Here is a 16,590-nt window from a genome sequence, read left to right as displayed (position 1 = left end):
TCCGGCGCATTGCCTGCCGTCAGAGCGTCCAGGGCGCGTGGACTGCGGCGCTGACAGCGATAAGTTCAGCCGAACGCCCGCGCTCGCGGCGCGACGTCTCGACGATCTCGAAGGCCGAACGGTCCGAAAGCAGGCGGCGCAGGGCCGCAGCGTTCAGCCGGTGGCCGCCGCGATAGGAGCGGAAGCAGCCGATGAAGCGCGCGCCGGCAAGGGCCAGGTCGCCCATCGCGTCGAGCGTCTTGTGGCGCACGAACTCGTTGGAGAAGCGCAGGCCTTCCATATTGATGATGTGGTTGTCGTCGCCGATGACCACGGAATTCTCCAGCGACGAGCCGAGTGCGTAGCCGGCAGCCCACAGCCGCTCGACGTCCTTCATGAAGCCGAAGGTCCGGGCGCGCGCAATTTCGCGGCGGAAAATATCGTCGTTGATGTCGGATGCGAAGGACTGGCGGCCGATCGCCGGGCTTTCGAAATCGATCTCGACCTCGAATCGCGTGCCGCCATAGGGGCGGAACTCGGCCCACGAGGCGCCGCTTTCGATTCGCACCGGCTTGAGAACGCGGATGTAGCGGCGCTTGACGCCCTGCACTTCGATGCCGGCCTGGTCGATAGCCTCGACGAACTGCGCGGCACTGCCGTCGAGGATCGGCACTTCAGCGCCGTCAACTTCGATCAGGAGATTGTCGATACCGAGGCCGAACAGGGCGGCCATCAGATGTTCGATCGTGGCTACGTGGAGGCCCGCGGGGTCACCCAGCAAGGTGCAAAGGTCGGTCGCACCCACTTCTGACACAATTGCGCGGAACTCTCGGTCAGCAACCTGAAACACCACGCCCGTATCCGCGTCTGCCGGCGCGAAATGGATAGCTACAGGCTTGCCGCTATGAACGCCAATGCCCGAGAGCGTTACACGCGATTTGAGTGTTGTCTGATAGTCCTGCAAGTCGATCCCCATATGCCCGTACTCACCACGTCCGCTTCGCCACACCACGGCGCACGGCTCTTATCTTCGCCAGACGGGACCTCATCCCCACAATACCCGCCCAAGCGACCTTAGTCGGCGCGAAGATAGTCTTCCGGATGATAGACTCCAAATCACGGTTTCTTACTCTGTGTAACTGCGGGGACGCTTCGACTCGCCCCGTCAAGTCAATGATTTGGCTGATCTTTTCAGATCAAAAGGCGGGCGTCGAGACGCCCGCCTTTCAAACAGTGTTACCGGTCGTTCACAGATCAGTTGGCTTGCCGGCGAAGGAACGCCGGAATCTCCAGTTGGTCGTCTTCCTGAGTCCGTGCCTGCGGTGCCAGGCGGCCGTGCTCGTCGAGCTGTCCGCGGCGCGGCGCGTAGAGCTGCGATTCCTGGCTGGTCATGCGGCGCTGCTCGGGTGCCGGCTGGCGTAGCTTGGGCTCGCGCGGCTGCGCGGGCTGCAGGCGTGCCGGCTCTTCCTCGCGGCGGGTAAGCCCGCTGGTCAGGCGCTTGAGCAGGCCCATCGGACCACGGTCCTCATGATGATCGGCCGGCTGTGCCTTGGCTTCCACCTCCGCCTTCACCATCGGCGGAAAGTCCTCGACGCGCGGCATGCGCGGCTGAACCTGGGCCGGCTGCATCATCTCACGCTGGGGTGCCACCTGCGGCTGGGCCACCGGCTGCGGTGCGGGCTGCTGGAACTGCGGCTGATACTGCTGCGCCTGCGGCTGGGCAGGCGGAGCCGCAAACAGCTTGCTCTGCGGGCGGAACTCTTCGCCCTGCGGAGCGGCGGGACGCGGCTGTGCCATCGCTGCAGCATTGGTTTCGGCAAGGCGGATGGCCTCGGCGACCGGGTCGTTGGCGCGCACTTCCATGCGCGGCTGCTCGACCGGGGCGGCCTGCAGGACAGGACGAGCTGCCTCGACGGCACGCGGAGCAGGCTTTGGCGCCTGGCGGATGGTCAGCGGTGCAGCTGCCATGTCAGCCGCCGACTTGTCGATGCCGGTAGCGACAACCGACACGCGGATGACGCCCTCGAGGTCTTCGTCGAAGGTGGCGCCCAGGATGATGTTGGCGTCCTGGTCGACTTCTTCGCGGATGCGGGTCGCGGCTTCGTCGACTTCGAACAGGGTCAGGTCGCGGCCGCCGGTGATCGAGATCAGCAGGCCCTTGGCACCCTTCATCGAGGTTTCGTCGAGCAGCGGGTTGGCGATAGCTGCCTCGGCGGCGGCCATCGCACGGCCCTCGCCCGAAGCTTCGCCGGTGCCCATCATCGCCTTGCCCATCTCGCGCATCACCGAACGGACGTCGGCGAAGTCGAGGTTGATCAGGCCTTCCTTGACCATCAGGTCGGTGATGCAAGCAACGCCCGAATAGAGCACCTGGTCGGCCATGGCGAAGGCGTCCGCAAAGGTCGTCTTGTCATTGGCGAGACGGAACAGGTTCTGGTTCGGGATGACGATCAGCGTGTCGACGCACTTCTGCAACTCTTCGATGCCGTAGTCGGCCGTCTTCATGCGGCGCTGGCCTTCGAAGTGGAACGGCTTGGTGACGACGCCGACGGTCAGGATGCCCTTTTCGCGTGCGGCGCGGGCAACGACGGGAGCAGCACCGGTGCCAGTACCGCCGCCCATGCCGGCGGTGACGAAGCACATGTGGGTGTTCGACAGGTGATCGATGATCTCATCGATGCACTCCTCGGCGGCGGCGCGGCCGACTTCCGGCTGCGAACCAGCACCAAGGCCCTCGGTGACATGCGCGCCGAGCTGGATGAGACGCTCGGCCTTCGACATGGTGAGTGCCTGGGCATCGGTGTTGGCCACGACGAACTCGACGCCGCGCAGGCCAGCAGTGATCATGTTGTTGACAGCATTGCCGCCGCCGCCGCCGACACCGAACACGGTGATGCGGGGCTTGAGCTCGGTGATGTCCGGCTTCTGCAGATTGATCGTCATAGTCCTCGTCCTTTTTGCCTTTCGAACCGCTTCGCCGTGCGGCCGTTTATGGGGCTGCCCCCGTCAATTCCTAAAAACTGTCTCTCAACCACTGACTCATGCGATGCAAGTTTTCCGCCAGTTCCCGTTGCCCTGTAACGGGAAATCCCTTTCGCAGACTGGCTTTCGATGCCGGCCATCTGCGGGTAGATGAGAAGCCCGACGGCGGTCGCGAAAGCCGGCCCCTTGGCCGCCTCCGGCAAACCTGCCACGCCAAGCGGGCGGCCGATGCGCACATTGCGGCCGAGAATACGACGCGCTGCCTCTGGCAGCCCGACGAGTTGGCTGGCTCCGCCCGTCAGAACGACGCGCTTGCCAACCGCATTGCCATAGCCCGACTTGTTGAGCCGGTCGCGCAGCAGTTCCAGCGTCTCGTCGATGCGAGCGCGGATGATGCGGGTCATCACCGAGCGCGGAATCTGCAGGGGAACTTCATTGTCGTCGACACCGATCGGCTGGATGCTGATCAGGTCGCGGTCGTCGGCGCTGCCGGGCAAGGCCGAACCGTGCATGACCTTGAGCCGCTCGGCATCGTCGAGACGCGTCGACAGGCCCTTGGCCATGTCCATGGTGACGTGGTTGCCGCCGACCGGAATGGCGTCGGCGTGAACGAAGCGGCCCTCGGAGAACACCGAAAGCGTCGTGGTGCCGCCACCCATGTCGATGCAGGCGGCGCCCATTTCAAGCTCGTCGTCGACAAGTGCGGCAAGGCCGCTGGCATAAGGCGTGGCAACCATGTGCTCGACCGACAAATGCGAGCGATTGATGCAAAGCTCGAGATTGCGCATCGGCGCCGAATCGCCTGTGAGCACGTGCATGTCGACGCCAAGCGTGTCACCGACCATGCGGCGCGGATCGCGCACGCCGCGCTCGGCGTCGAGCGAAAAGGCGACAGGCAACGAGTGGATGACGTCGCGCTCGGCCCTGAGCGCCTGCTTGGCACCGGCGGCGAGAACGCGCTGGACATCGGCTTCCTCGACTTCATGGCCGCCGAGATTGATCGTTGCAGAGAACGACTCGCTCTTGATGCGCCCTGCCGACAGATTGACGATCAGCGAGTCCGCGGTCAGCCCGGCCATGCGTTCGGCCGCATCGACGGCGAGACGGATGGCGTGCTCGGCGCGATCGAGATCGACGACAACGCCCGACTTCACGCCTTGCGATTTCTGATGGCCGATGCCGATGACCTGGGCCTGATGGGTACGACCCTTGAGCAACTGGCTGCCTTCGGCCGGCTTCAGCTTGGCGACCACGCAGCAGACCTTGTTCGAACCGACATCGAGCACCGTCAGGATGCCCGAACGGCGCGAAACCGGATCTTTTTGACCGCCAAGCCAGCTCATGTTCTTTTCTCCGCCTTCGCCTTGAAGGCTTTCGGCTTGGTTTTCAGCAAGTCGGCACGACGCTCGACCGCTTCCGGCGTGAGCTGCACCACGAGCCGGTCGCCGAAGCGCATGTCGACGGCCGAGATGTCACGCGTCAGAAGCGCGTTCTCGCGGTCGAGATCGACCAGATCGGCAAGCGCCGCATCGACCTGGCTCTCGGGCAGCTTGACGGTGATTCCATTGTCGAGGCGCAGATCCCAGCGCCGCTCGCCGACGCGGATGTAGCCCTTCACGCGCGATGCCAGCTCCGGAAAGGCCTGGACCCGGGCAACGAAGTCGGCGGCACGCTCGGCAGCACCAAAGCCGATGACCAGCGGCAGAGCGACCTGGCGTCCGCCGGTGAACGGGGCGATGACCTTGCCGTCCTTCTCGACGATGCTGAGCTGGCTGCCGTGCTGCCAGATAGCGAAAGCGTCGCGCTCATCGACGCGAACTTCGATCGTATCGGGATAGACCTTGCGCACGGCGGCATCGCGAACCCAAGGCAGGCTGACGATGCGCTCGCGCGCTTCTTCCGGGTTGAAGCCGACCAAGGAGGTCCAGCCATCGAGTTCGAGCTTGTCGAGAATATCGATCTCGGAGGTCTCGCGGTTTCCCGAAACCTTGATCTGGTCGACGGCAAAACCGCTGCGGGCCGTCACACCCTGGACAAGTGCCGGGAAGTGGCCGCCGAGATAGGCGCCGTAGAGCGAGCTTGCGGCGAGGAACGACGCTGTCAGCATCGACGCGGCGTAGGGCGGAGGAGTGAACTCCCCACGCCCGAAGCGCGACAGCATGCGGACCGGCTTGCGCAGCAGCCGCGGCAGCACGAAATGCGCCGCGGACAAGGACAGCCCGAAGACGCGCGGCGCGGCACCGTTCATCCTCCTGTTCTGTCCCGATCTCAACGCAAACACGAAGCGTCCTCCACCATCCAACTCAACAACTCACCAAACGAATGCCCGGCTTGGGCAGCAATCTCAGGCACCAGCGACGTCGGCGTCATGCCGGGTTGCGTGTTGACCTCCAGCCAGACGACCTCTCCATTTTCGGAATGGCGGTCGTCGTACCGGAAGTCAGACCGGGAGACGCCCCGGCACCCGATCGCTTGGTGAGCCTTGAGCGCCAGTGTTTGTATTTTTTGGTAAATATTCGGTGAAACTTTCGCGGGGCATTCGTGCTTTGATCCCCCAGCGACATATTTTGAATCATAATCGTAGAAGGCATGACCCGTGGGGACGATCTCGCAGACGCCGAGCGCGACATCGCCCATGACAGCACAGGTCAACTCGCGTCCATGGACGTAGCGCTCGACCATCACCGTGTCACCATAACGCCACTCCGACGACGAGATCACCTGGGGCGGATGCGACTGATCTTCCTTGACGATGACCACGCCGAAGCTCGACCCTTCCGACACCGGCTTGACCACGTAAGGCGGCTTCATCGGGTGCTGGTTGCCGATCGCGAAACGATCGAGGACCCTGGATTCAGCGATCGGAATGCCGGCAGCCTTCGCCACCTTCTTCGACTGCTCCTTGTTCATCGCGAGCGCCGAAGCGAGCACGCCAGAATGGGTGTAGGGAATGCCGAGATATTCGAGGATGCCCTGGATCGTGCCGTCTTCGCCGAAGGGGCCATGAAGCGCGTTGAATGCGACATCCGGCCTCAGCGCCGAGAGCACCGCTCCGACATCGCGATCGACATCGACTCGGGTGACCTGGTAGCCGACCCGCTCAAGCGCTTCTGCACAGGCATCGCCAGACGACAGGGATACAGGCCGCTCGGACGAAAACCCGCCCATTAAGACAGCGACGTGCTTTGAATTCATCCCCGGTGATCCCCTCTAGACTCGCACACAACGCCTTGTTTCCACAGACTAAAACAGAGCTCTCCGGAAGATGGACTTCCGGATGGAAACGCGGTTTACGCGTCACGCGACTCAAATCAGGAAACGCTTTAGGTCAGAGAATCAGAGACTTGATTCCGTGGCAAGAGCCGATTGGAATTCGTTGCGATTTCATGACCATTGCCGCTTCCGATAACCATTGGAATGACAGCGGGAAAAGGCGGAATTCGGGTCGCAAAAAGGCCCCGGCGCGAATGCACCGAGGCCTGTAAGTATCGCCGTCGTAGTGGGATATTCGAGACCAAACGATCTCGCCAGGCGCGCGAAACCTAGAGCAATTGCCCAAGGAACTCCTGCACTTCATGGCCTGGCTTGAAGTGTCCGATGCGCTTGATTTCCCAGTGCAGGCGGATGCCGGAATTCTCCAGCACGCGGCTGCGCACGGTCTCGCCGAGATACTCGAGATCGTAGCCGGTAGCATTGCCGGTGTTGATCATGAAATTGCAATGCAGCGGCGACATCTGCGCACCGCCGATCATCAGCCCGCGGCAGCCGGCATTGTCGATTTCCTTCCAGGCCGAGGTTCCCTCGGAATTCTTGAAGGTCGAGCCACCGGTTTTTTCGCGGATCGGCTGCACCGTTTCGCGGTGATGCTGGACCGCATCCATCGCCGCCTTGATCGCATCCTTGTCCTCGGCATAGCCCTCGAAGGTCGCCGAGGTGAAGATCAGGTCGGCCGGCGCCGAGGAATGCCGGTAGGCATAGCCCATGTCGGCATTTGACAGCACATGCAGATTGCCTGAACGGTCGAGCGCACGGACCTCGACGACGCGTTCGCGCGTCTCGACGCCGTTGGCGCCCGCATTCATGCGCAGCGCCCCGCCGATGGCACCGGGGATGCCATGGTAGAAATGAAAGCCGCCAATGCCGTTGTCATGCGCCAGGGCCGCCACGCGCTTGTCGGGCGTCGCCGCACCGGCCTTGATTCCGGTTGGTGAAATGGCCTCGGCCTCGCCGAAACCCTTTGCCGACAACCGCACGACAAAGCCTGGAATGCCGCCCTCGCGCACCAGAAGGTTGGAGCCGATGCCGACGACCATCACCGGGATCTCTTCCGGCACCGCCTTCAGGAAGGCCGCGAGATCTTCCTCGTCGGCAGGCTGGAACAGCGCCTGGGCCAGGCCGCCGGCGCGGAACCAGGTGATCTTCTCCATCTCGGCGCTGGCCGTGATGCGCCCGCGCAATCCGGAAAGGCGATCGCCGAGCTTTGCGATAAGCGCCTCGCCGCCGATCACGATCCGCCTCCGGCGAGTTCGCCCGGCAGTGCATAGGCCCATTGCGTGATGTTGCCGGCGCCGAGATAGACGACGAAGTCGCCCGGCTTGGCCAGTTCGCGCACAATCGGCGCGATCGCCGCCGGTCCCTCGATATGGCGGGCGTCGCGATGGCCGCCGGCGCGGATGCGTGCGGTCAATGTCTCTGAGTTGATGCCATCGATTGGATCCTCTCCGGCATTATAGACCGGGGCGATCATGACTGTGTCGGCATCGTTGAAGCAGGCCGCAAAATCGTCGAACAGGTCACGCAGGCGGGTGAAGCGGTGTGGCTGGGCAATAGCGATGACACGGCCCTTGGTCGCCTCGCGCGCCGCACTGAGCACAGCCTTGATCTCGACCGGATGGTGACCGTAGTCGTCGAACACTTCGACGCCGTTCCAGGTGCCGGTGTGGGTGAAGCGACGCTTGACGCCGCCGAAGGACGACAGCCCGCGCTTGACCGCCTCGGGTGAAATACCGAGTTCAGTCGCGACAGCGATGGCCCCCGTGGCATTGGAAACGTTGTGGCGGCCGGGCATCGGCAGGCGCAGGCCCTCGATGGTGGTCGAGGAAACCGACTTGCGGTTGCGGATGATGACGTCGAAGACCGAGACGGCACCATCCATGCGGTGATTGGTGAAGCGGACGTCGGCCTGGGCGTTCTCGCCATAGGTGATGACGCGGCGGTCCTCGATGTGGCTGACCAGCGCCTGGACTTCGGGATGGTCGGTGCACATCACGCCAAAGCCGTAGAACGGCACATTCTCGACGAACTGGCGAAACGCCTCGCGGACCTTGTCGAAGGTGCCGTAGTGGTCGAGGTGCTCGGGGTCGATGTTGGTGACCACGGCAATGTCGGCCGGCAGCTTGAGGAAGGTGCCGTCGCTCTCGTCGGCCTCGACAACCATCCACTCGCCCTCACCCATGCGGGCGTTGGTGCCATAAGCATTGATGATGCCGCCATTGATGACGGTCGGGTCGAGCCCGCCGGCGTCGAGCAGCGTCGCCACCATCGAGGTGGTTGTCGTCTTGCCGTGCGTGCCGCCGATCGCGACCGCATTGCGGAAGCGCATCAGCTCGGCCAGCATTTCGGCACGGCGTACGACCGGCAGCAATTTCTCGCGCGCAGCCTTGAGCTCCGGATTGGTCTTCTTGATCGCGGTCGAAACGACGATGACTTCGGCGTCGCCAAGGTTCTCGGCGCGATGTCCGACGAAGCACTCGATGCCTTTTTCGCGCAGGCGCTGCACGTTGGCGCTCTCGGACTGGTCAGAGCCCTGCACCTTGTAGCCGAGATTGTGCAGCACCTCGGCGATGCCGCTCATGCCGATGCCGCCAATGCCGATGAAATGCACGAGGCCGATCGTCTGCGGCATCTTCATGGCCGCACTCCCTTCCTGAATTCCGCAACGGGTATTTTGGACGCAATAGCCTCTGCGAGGTCGGCGAGCAACCGTGTGGCATCTGCTTTGCCGACTGACTTAGCGGCAGCCGCCATCGCCGCCATGCGCGCCGGATCGTCCATGGCGCCACCGACGAGCGCCGCAATGCGCTCCGGCGAAAGCGTTGCCTGCGGGTGCACTTCGCCGCCGCCCGCCGCCGCAAGACGTGCAGCGTTCGCAGCCTGGTCGTGGTCGAGCGCATAGGGATATGGCACCAGCAGTGCCGGACGGCCGATGACCGCGATCTCCGAAACCGTCGAAGCGCCGGAGCGCGACATCACCAGATGGGCGGCGGCCATGCGCTGCGCCATGTCGTTGAAGAACGGCGAAACGTCGGCCGCGATACCCAACCTGGCATAAGCGTCCTTGACCTTGCCGGCGTCTTCGACACGCGCCTGCTGGGTGATGCGCAGGCGCTTGCGCTGTGCATCGCTCAACAGCGCTATGGCGCCGGGAACCGCATCGGAAAAGAACTGCGCGCCCTGGCTGCCACCAAAGACCAGAAGGTTGAAGGCATCAGCGCCGTCCGACGCCTCATAAGGCATCTTCGCCGCTTCGATGACGGCTGGCCGCACTGGATTGCCGGTGACAACCACCTTGGCGCTGTTGGCGCCGGAATTCTCGGGCAGGAAGCCGCCGGCGATCGCATCGACCCTTGAACCCAGCGCCTTGTTGGCGCGGCCCATCACCGCGTTCTGCTCATGCACCATGGATGGCACGCCGCGTCGCGTCGCGGCGTAGAGCGGTGGCAATGTCGGGTAGCCACCGAAGCCGATCACCACAGAAGGCTTGATCTTGGCGATCACCTGCGAGGCCTGGCGCACGCCGCGCCAGATGGTCCAGAAAGCGCGCGCCAGCGCGATGGGATTTTTCGAGCCGAAGGTCGATGACGAAATCGGATGGATGGCGGCGGCTGGAAACTTGCCGGCGAAACGCTCGGCGCGGTCGTCGGTGGCGAGATGCACTTGCCAGCCGCGCGCCGTCAGTTCATGCGCCAGCGCCTCGGCCGGAAAGAGATGGCCGCCGGTCCCGCCGGCGGCAAGCATGACAGTTCCCTTGGCCATGTTATTCGGCCGGCACTGCGTGCCGCGGCATCGCGGAAAAACCGCCGGGCCTGAGCTTCTCGGGCTTCTTGCGCGTCAGCGCCAGCACCATGCCCATGGAAATGGCAATCGCGATCAGCGACGAACCGCCATAGGAGATGAACGGCAGCGTCATGCCCTTGGCCGGCATCAGTTGCAGGTTCACGCCCATGTTGATCACCGACTGGAAGCCGAACACGACAACGAGGCCAGCTACCGCATAGCGGGTGAAATCATCATGTTCCTTAAGCGCAGTGCGCAGGCCGCGCAGCACGATGAAGGCGAAGATCGCCATGATGATCAGGCACAGGATGATGCCGAACTCTTCGCCGGCGACCGAGAAGACGAAGTCGGCATGGCTGTCAGGGATAACGCGCTTGACCGTGCCCTCGCCCGGTCCGACCCCGAACCAGCCGCCATTGATGATCGCATCGCGGCCCATGTCGACCTGGAAGGTGTCGCCCTCGCCGGTCAGGAAGCGGTCGATACGGCCGGCGACGTGCGGAAACACCGTGTAGGCGGCAAAGCCGCCGCCGATGCCGACAGCACCGAGCGCAATGATCCAGAACCACGACATGCCGGCCATGAAAAACATCACGCCCCAGGTGCCGAGCACCAGCATGGTCTGGCCAAGGTCGGGCTGCGCCACAAGCAATGCAACGACCAAGCCGAGCAGGATCATGGCAAACAGGTTGCCGGGGATATCGGGCTGGCGGTCATGCTCGGCAAACAGCCAGGCGCAGATGACGACGAAGGCCGGCTTGAGAAATTCGGATGGCTGGATCGACACCCCGGCCAGCGACAACCAGCGCCGCGCGCCCTTGACCTCGACGCCGATGAACAGCACCGCAACCATCATCACCAGCATGATGCACAGCATCACCAGCGCCATACGCCGGATCTGGCGGACTTCCAGGAACGACACGGCGATCATCACCATGAGCGCAGGGATGGTGAAGATGATCTGGCGGGTGGCGAAGTGGAAGCTGCCGAGGCCGATACGTTCGGCGACCGCCGGACTTGCGGCAAAGGAAAGCACGATGCCCAGTCCCATCAGCGACAGGAATGCCGCGAGGAACCAGCGATCGACCGTCCACCACCACAGGGCGACGGGACTTCTGTCGAGACGGCTGGCCATTATCTTGCCCCTCCGATAGCGCTGACGCCATCAATAGCATTCACAGCTTGCCTGAAGGCTTCGCCGCGAATTTCGAAATTCTTGAACTGGTCGAAGCTGGCGCAGGCCGGCGACAACAACACCACCGCCTCGCTCGAGTCGTCCTTGGCCGCATCTTCGGCCGCATGCTCGACCGCAGCCGCCAGCGTGCCCGATATCTCATAGGGTACAGCCTCGCCGAGCGTTGCGGAAAAGCCCGGAGCCGCCTCGCCGATCAGGTACGCCCGGGCGATGCGTGGAAATAGGCTGCGCAGCGGCTCGATGCCACCTTCCTTGGGCAGGCCCCCGGCAATCCAGTAGATGCGCGGGAAGCTCGACAAAGCCGGCGCCGCAGCATCGGCATTGGTCGCCTTGGAATCGTTGATGAACAGCACATGGCCCTTGCGGCCGACCTGCTCCATACGATGGGCAAGGCCGGGGAAACTCTCAAGCCCGGCCTGGATCTCGCCGAGGTCGAGCCCGACCTTGAGGCAGGCAGCGACCGCCGCGAGTGCGTTCTGCGCATTGTGCTGGCCGCGCAGCGAGCCGATACCTTCGAGGAAGGCGATGCGGCTGTAGCGGCCATCGATCGCTTCCATCAGATCGGTGCCGTCGGCGAAGTAGCCATCGGTCAAAGGCAGGCGCTTGGATATGCGCACGACTTCCTTGCCGACCCGCTCAAGCCTGTCGGCGATCTGGGCGCAATAGATGTCGTCGACGCCGATGATGGCGGTCTCGCTGCCGGCGACCAGGCGCTCCTTGATCGTGGCGTAGTGCTGCATTGTACCGTGACGGTCGAGATGATCGGGCGTCAGGTTGAGCAGGATGCCGGCCGTCGGGTTGATCGAGGGCGCCAGATCAATCTGGTAGGACGAGCACTCGACAACGTAGTGGCGGTCTGGCTGTGGCAGATCGAGCGTCATCACGGCGCGGCCGATGTTGCCGCCCATCTGCGTGTCACGGCCCGCCGAATTCAGGATATGGGCCGTCAGCGCCGTCGTCGTCGACTTGCCGTTGGTGCCAGTGATGGCAATGAACGGCGCGGTCGGCGCGGTTGCGATACGCTCGCGCGCGAACAGCTCGATGTCGCCGATGATCTCGACGCCCGCGCCGCGCGCCAGCTCCACCGTCCAATGCGGCTTGGGATGGGTCAGCGGCACGCCGGGCGACAGCACGAAGGACGAAATGGCGGCCCAGTCGGCACCACGCAGATCGCCCGTCGCAATGCCTTCGGCCGCAGCCTTGGCCACGCTTTCGGGATTGTCGTCCCAGGCAAGCACATCGGCCCCGCCTTCCGCGAGCGCGCGCGCAGTCGCGACCCCCGAGCCACCAAGGCCAAAGAGCGCCACTCGCTTTCCCTGAAATGACGTCGCGGGAATCATGCAGGCCTCAGCGCAGCTTGAGGGTGGAAAGACCGATCAGCGCCAGAATAACAGCAATGATCCAGAAGCGGATGACGACCTGGCTCTCGGTCCAGCCGAGTTTTTCGAAATGGTGGTGGATTGGCGCCATCAGGAACACCCGCTTGCCGGTCATCTTGAAGAAGCCGACCTGTATGATGACCGACAGCGCTTCCATCACGAACAGGCCGCCGACGATCGCCATGACGATCTCGTGCTTGGTGGCGACAGCAACAGTGCCGATCAGGCCGCCGAGTGCCAGCGAACCCGTGTCGCCCATGAAGATGGCGGCGGGCGGCGCGTTGAACCAGAGGAAGCCGAGACCAGCGCCGATGACAGCTCCCAGGATCACCGCGAGTTCGCCGGTGCCGGGCACGAAGTGGATCTGCAGGTATTCGGCGAAGACCGCGTTGCCCGAGAGGTAGGCGATGACGCCGAAGGATGCCGCGGCGATCATGATCGGTACGATCGCCAGTCCGTCGAGCCCGTCGGTCAGGTTCACCGCATTGCCGGCGCCGACGATGACGAAGCAGGCAAAGGGAATAAAGAACCAGCCGAGATTGAGAAGGAAATCCTTGATGAAGGGGAAGGTCAGCGACGACGAAAACGGCGCCTGGCCGTTGTGCATGATGATCCAGGCGGCAATGCCGGCGATCACGAACTCGATGCCGAGACGCGCCTTGCCGGACAGGCCGAGATGTGACTGCTTGGTGACCTTGAGATAGTCGTCATAAAAGCCGATGGCGCCGAAACCGAGCGTGACGAACAGCACCACCCAGACATAGACGGAGGTGATGTTCGCCCACAAAAGCGTCGAACCGACGATGCCGCACAGGATCATCAGCCCACCCATTGTCGGCGTGCCAGCCTTCTTGAAGTGGGTCTGCGGCCCGTCGGCGCGGATCGGTTGGCCCTTGCCTTGCCTGAGGCGCAGGGCATTGATGATCGCCGGGCCAAAAATGAAGACGATCAGCGCCGAGGTGATCAGCGCGCCGCCGGTGCGGAAGGTGATGTAGCGGAAGACGTTGAAGAACGACACCTTGTCCGCAAAGTCGACAAGCAAAGTTAGCATGCGTATCGGTCCCCCGAGACCTCGTCAGGTCGGTGTGATGTTGCCGGCCTGTGCCGGGAATGTCTTGATGAGTGCTTCGACCAGCCGATTGAAGCCAATGCCCTTCGACGACTTGATCATGACGGCGTCGCCGGGCTGAAGCGTCTTGAACAGGACGGATTTCAGCTCTTCGACACCGCTGCGATACTCCGCCCTGAACCCCTCGGGCAGTGTGTCGGCAAGTGCCTTCATTTCCGGACCCGCCATCAGCACCATGTCGGTCCGTGTCGAGCCGATCAGTTCGGCAAGCGCCTGATGCAGCTTGGCCGAATGGCTGCCGAGCTCGAGCATGTCGCCAAGCACGGCGATGCGCCGGCCAGCGCCCTGGATCGGCGTGGCGTCGAGCAGTTCGATCGCCGCCTTCATCGACGCCGGATTGGCGTTGTAGCTCTCGTCAATCAGCGTGATCGGCCCGTCCGGCAGTTGCAGGATGTGGCGCTGGCCACGTCCGCTCTCCGCCGTCATCGAGGCGAGTGCTGTGGCAACCGTCGGCACATCGGCGCCGCAGAGATGGGCAGCCCCCAGCACGGCGAGCGCATTCTGGACGATATGACGTCCCGGCGCGCCGATGCGGGCCGGCACGTCGCGGCCGCCGACGCGCGCCACGATCATCGAATGATCGGCTTCGAGCGTGCATTTCAGCAGCCGGAAATTGGCGCGGGCGTTTTCACCATAACTCATGACGTTGTCGATGCCAGCGGCGCGGGCGAACTTTTCCAGCAGCTTGAAGCGGCCGTCGTCGCGGTTGAGCAGCACCGCCCCGCCCGGCTCGACGCCTTCGAAGATCTCGGCCTTGGCCTTGGCGATCTCGTCAAGATTGCGGAAAAAGCCGAGATGAGCCGCAGCGATCAAGGTGACGACGGCGATATGCGGGCGAACCATGCGCACCAGCGGGCTGATCTCGCCGGGATGGTTCATGCCGATCTCGAAGACGGCGTAGTCGCAATCCTCGGGCATACGCGCCAGCGTCAGCGGTACACCCCAATGGTTGTTGAATGAGGCGGCCGATGCATGGACCTTGCCGACCGACGACAGCGCGTGGCGCAGTGCTTCCTTGGTCGAAGTCTTGCCGACCGAACCGGTGACGGCAATGATCCGCGCCCGCGACCGGGCACGGGCGGCGATGCCGACCTTTTCAAGGGCTGCCAGAACGTCTGGCACCACGATCATCGGCGCTGTCAGCCGGCCCAAGGCGGGTAGCTTGCCCTCGGCGACGACCAGCAGGCCAGCGCCTGCCTTGATCGCAGCGGTGGCGAAGTCGTGGCCGTCCATCGCATCGCCCTTGATGGCGAAGAAGGCTTCGCCCGGCTTCAGGCTGCGGCTGTCGATGGAAATTCCCGTGATGCCTTCGGGCATCTGGCCGAGCGGGCGGCCGTCTGTTGCCTCAACGAGCGCGTCGGAGGTCCACAAAAGGCTCATGCCGTCGCTCCGGCCAGCGCTTTGCGGACTTCCTCATGGTCGGAGAAATGCAGCGTCTCGGCGCCGATGGTCTGACCTTCCTCGTGCCCCTTGCCGGCGACGATCAGCGTATCGCCGGCATGCAGCATGCCGACGGCTTCGTGGATCGCCTGGCGGCGGTCGCCGATCTCGATGGCACCCGGCGCCGCATCCATGATCGCCGCACGAATGCTTGCGGGCACTTCCGAGCGCGGATTGTCGTCGGTGACGATGGTGACATCGGCAAGCCGCGTGGCGATTTCGCCCATGATCGGGCGCTTGCCGCGATCGCGGTCGCCGCCGCAGCCGAACACGACGATGACACGGCCGGTGGTGAACGGCCGCACTGCCGCCAGCACGTTTTCCAGCGCGTCGGGCTTGTGGGCGTAGTCGACATAGACCGGCGCACCATTCGTTGTGGTGCCGACGAGGTCGAGGCGGCCCGGCGCGCCTTCGAGATGTTCGAGTGCCGCCAGCGCCTTGGCGACGTCGGTGCCGGTGGCGATGGCAAGGCCGGCGGCAACGAGCGAGTTGGCGACCTGGAAATCGCCAGCGAGTGGCAGGTCGATCTCGTAGATGGTGCCGCCGCACTCGATTTCGGCGCGCTGCCGGTGGCGTTCGTGCTCCACCCGCTTGAGCGCCAGGAACTGGCCGTTGCGGCCAACCGTCAGCACATCGAGGCCGGCGGCGCGCGCCGCGGCGATTGTCGGCTCGGACCACGGATCGTCGGCGAAGACGACTGCGGGTGCGCCCTTGGGCAGCAGCGTGTCGAACAGGCGCAGCTTGGCACGGTGGTAGTCCTCGACCGTCGGATGGTAGTCCATATGGTCGCGGCCGAGATTGGTGAAGCCGCCGGCAGCCAGGCGCACGCCGTCGAGGCGACGCTGGTCGAGGCCATGGCTGGACGCTTCCATCGAAGCATGCGTCACGCCGCTATCTGCGAGTTCGGCGAGCAGCTTGTGCAGCGCGACCGGATCCGGCGTCGTCAGCTGGCCGTATTCGTTGCGTCCGGGCGCCACAACGCCCGTCGTGCCGATGCTGGCCGCGGCATAACCGGCGTGTTTCCATATCTGGCGGGTGAAGGCTGCGACCGAGGTCTTGCCGCTGGTGCCAGTAACGGCAACCATGGTCTCGGGCTGGCGAGCGTAAAGTTTGGCAGCAGCGAGCGCCAATGCCTGGCGCGGATCGTCGACCGCAATGACCGGCACGCCGACTGATGCAAGTTCGGTGCCCTTGGCTGCGACGACAGCCACCGCACCGCGTTTGGCCGCGTCGCCGGCATATGCCGCGCCATCGGCCTTGCTTCCAGAGACGGCGAAGAACAGCGTTCCGGGCATCACCTGGCGGGAATCCGACGAAACCCCGCTCACCTCGACATCTTTGGGCAGAACCCCATCGACGGGCAGGATACCGGCAAGGTCAAATAGTTTCATCGAGATCCGTTCGCTACATACAAAGCGGCGCGCCGCCGG

At 64.0% G+C, this 16,590-nt stretch carries 12 protein-coding genes and 1 pseudogene; all 13 read right to left on the bottom strand.

What is annotated here, in order from left to right:
- Positions 1–19 precede the first annotated feature (19 nt).
- The gene (lpxC, locus tag ACHMW7_RS14125; protein WP_395450831.1) at positions 20–955 is read right to left on the bottom strand and encodes a UDP-3-O-acyl-N-acetylglucosamine deacetylase; all 936 of its coding nucleotides are present in this window, start codon (positions 953–955) and stop codon (positions 20–22) included.
- A 278-nt stretch (positions 956–1,233) separates the two neighbouring features.
- Complete coding sequence (ftsZ, locus tag ACHMW7_RS14120) at positions 1,234–2,922, bottom strand: cell division protein FtsZ (RefSeq protein ID WP_395450830.1); 1,689 nt, start codon at positions 2,920–2,922, stop codon at positions 1,234–1,236.
- Between the two features lie 70 nt (positions 2,923–2,992).
- Positions 2,993–4,304: pseudogene (ftsA, locus tag ACHMW7_RS14115) on the bottom strand (cell division protein FtsA).
- The gene (locus ACHMW7_RS14110) at positions 4,301–5,242 is read right to left on the bottom strand and encodes a cell division protein FtsQ/DivIB (RefSeq protein ID WP_395450829.1); all 942 of its coding nucleotides are present in this window, start codon (positions 5,240–5,242) and stop codon (positions 4,301–4,303) included. The pseudogene ftsA and the gene ACHMW7_RS14110 overlap by 4 nt, the downstream one beginning before the upstream one ends.
- Positions 5,230–6,156: a D-alanine--D-alanine ligase gene (locus tag ACHMW7_RS14105; protein WP_395450828.1), complete on the bottom strand. Its 927-nt coding sequence runs from the start codon at positions 6,154–6,156 to the stop codon at positions 5,230–5,232. The genes ACHMW7_RS14110 and ACHMW7_RS14105 overlap by 13 nt, the downstream gene beginning before the upstream one ends.
- A gap of 347 nt (positions 6,157–6,503) precedes the next feature.
- Complete coding sequence (gene murB / locus ACHMW7_RS14100) at positions 6,504–7,469, bottom strand: UDP-N-acetylmuramate dehydrogenase (RefSeq protein ID WP_395450827.1); 966 nt, start codon at positions 7,467–7,469, stop codon at positions 6,504–6,506.
- Entirely contained in the window at positions 7,466–8,872 is a 1,407-nt protein-coding gene (murC, locus tag ACHMW7_RS14095) for a UDP-N-acetylmuramate--L-alanine ligase (protein ID WP_395450826.1), read from the bottom strand. Before murC ends, murB begins: the two co-directional genes overlap by 4 nt.
- Positions 8,869–9,996, bottom strand: a complete 1,128-nt coding sequence (murG, locus tag ACHMW7_RS14090; RefSeq protein ID WP_395450825.1) for an undecaprenyldiphospho-muramoylpentapeptide beta-N-acetylglucosaminyltransferase — start codon at positions 9,994–9,996, stop codon at positions 8,869–8,871. Before murG ends, murC begins: the two co-directional genes overlap by 4 nt.
- 1 nt (position 9,997) lies before the next feature.
- The gene (gene ftsW / locus ACHMW7_RS14085; RefSeq protein WP_395450824.1) at positions 9,998–11,152 is read right to left on the bottom strand and encodes a putative lipid II flippase FtsW; all 1,155 of its coding nucleotides are present in this window, start codon (positions 11,150–11,152) and stop codon (positions 9,998–10,000) included.
- Positions 11,152–12,552 (bottom strand): UDP-N-acetylmuramoyl-L-alanine--D-glutamate ligase, encoded by a 1,401-nt coding sequence (gene murD, locus ACHMW7_RS14080; RefSeq protein ID WP_395450823.1) that lies wholly within the window; start codon positions 12,550–12,552, stop codon positions 11,152–11,154. Before murD ends, ftsW begins: the two co-directional genes overlap by 1 nt.
- Before the next feature lie 7 nt (positions 12,553–12,559).
- Complete coding sequence (gene mraY, locus ACHMW7_RS14075) at positions 12,560–13,642, bottom strand: phospho-N-acetylmuramoyl-pentapeptide-transferase (protein WP_310317145.1); 1,083 nt, start codon at positions 13,640–13,642, stop codon at positions 12,560–12,562.
- Between the two features lie 24 nt (positions 13,643–13,666).
- Positions 13,667–15,100, bottom strand: coding sequence for a UDP-N-acetylmuramoylalanyl-D-glutamyl-2,6-diaminopimelate--D-alanyl-D-alanine ligase (locus ACHMW7_RS14070; RefSeq protein ID WP_395450822.1), 1,434 nt, complete (start codon positions 15,098–15,100; stop codon positions 13,667–13,669).
- Positions 15,097–16,551 (bottom strand): UDP-N-acetylmuramoyl-L-alanyl-D-glutamate--2,6-diaminopimelate ligase, encoded by a 1,455-nt coding sequence (locus ACHMW7_RS14065; protein ID WP_395450821.1) that lies wholly within the window; start codon positions 16,549–16,551, stop codon positions 15,097–15,099. The genes ACHMW7_RS14070 and ACHMW7_RS14065 overlap by 4 nt, the downstream gene beginning before the upstream one ends.
- Between the last annotated feature and the right edge of the window lie 39 nt (positions 16,552–16,590).

Origin of the sequence: Aminobacter sp. UC22_36, assembly GCF_044056035.1 — a bacterium.
GTDB lineage: Bacteria > Pseudomonadota > Alphaproteobacteria > Rhizobiales > Rhizobiaceae > Aminobacter.
Note: the sequence above shows the minus strand (reverse complement) of the source record. Positions and strands in the feature narration are given on the sequence as shown.

Coding starts and splice junctions, on each gene's coding strand:
- ftsZ (WP_395450830.1), bottom strand. CDS start 2,922: ATGACGATCAATCTGCAGAAGCCGGACATCACCGAGCTCAAGCCCCGC.
- ACHMW7_RS14070 (WP_395450822.1), bottom strand. CDS start 15,100: ATGAGCCTTTTGTGGACCTCCGACGCGCTCGTTGAGGCAACAGACGGC.
- ACHMW7_RS14105 (WP_395450828.1), bottom strand. CDS start 6,156: ATGAATTCAAAGCACGTCGCTGTCTTAATGGGCGGGTTTTCGTCCGAG.
- ftsW (WP_395450824.1), bottom strand. CDS start 11,152: ATGGCCAGCCGTCTCGACAGAAGTCCCGTCGCCCTGTGGTGGTGGACG.
- murG (WP_395450825.1), bottom strand. CDS start 9,996: ATGGCCAAGGGAACTGTCATGCTTGCCGCCGGCGGGACCGGCGGCCAT.
- murC (WP_395450826.1), bottom strand. CDS start 8,872: ATGAAGATGCCGCAGACGATCGGCCTCGTGCATTTCATCGGCATTGGC.
- murD (WP_395450823.1), bottom strand. CDS start 12,552: ATGATTCCCGCGACGTCATTTCAGGGAAAGCGAGTGGCGCTCTTTGGC.
- lpxC (WP_395450831.1), bottom strand. CDS start 955: ATGGGGATCGACTTGCAGGACTATCAGACAACACTCAAATCGCGTGTA.
- ACHMW7_RS14065 (WP_395450821.1), bottom strand. CDS start 16,551: ATGAAACTATTTGACCTTGCCGGTATCCTGCCCGTCGATGGGGTTCTG.
- mraY (WP_310317145.1), bottom strand. CDS start 13,642: ATGCTAACTTTGCTTGTCGACTTTGCGGACAAGGTGTCGTTCTTCAAC.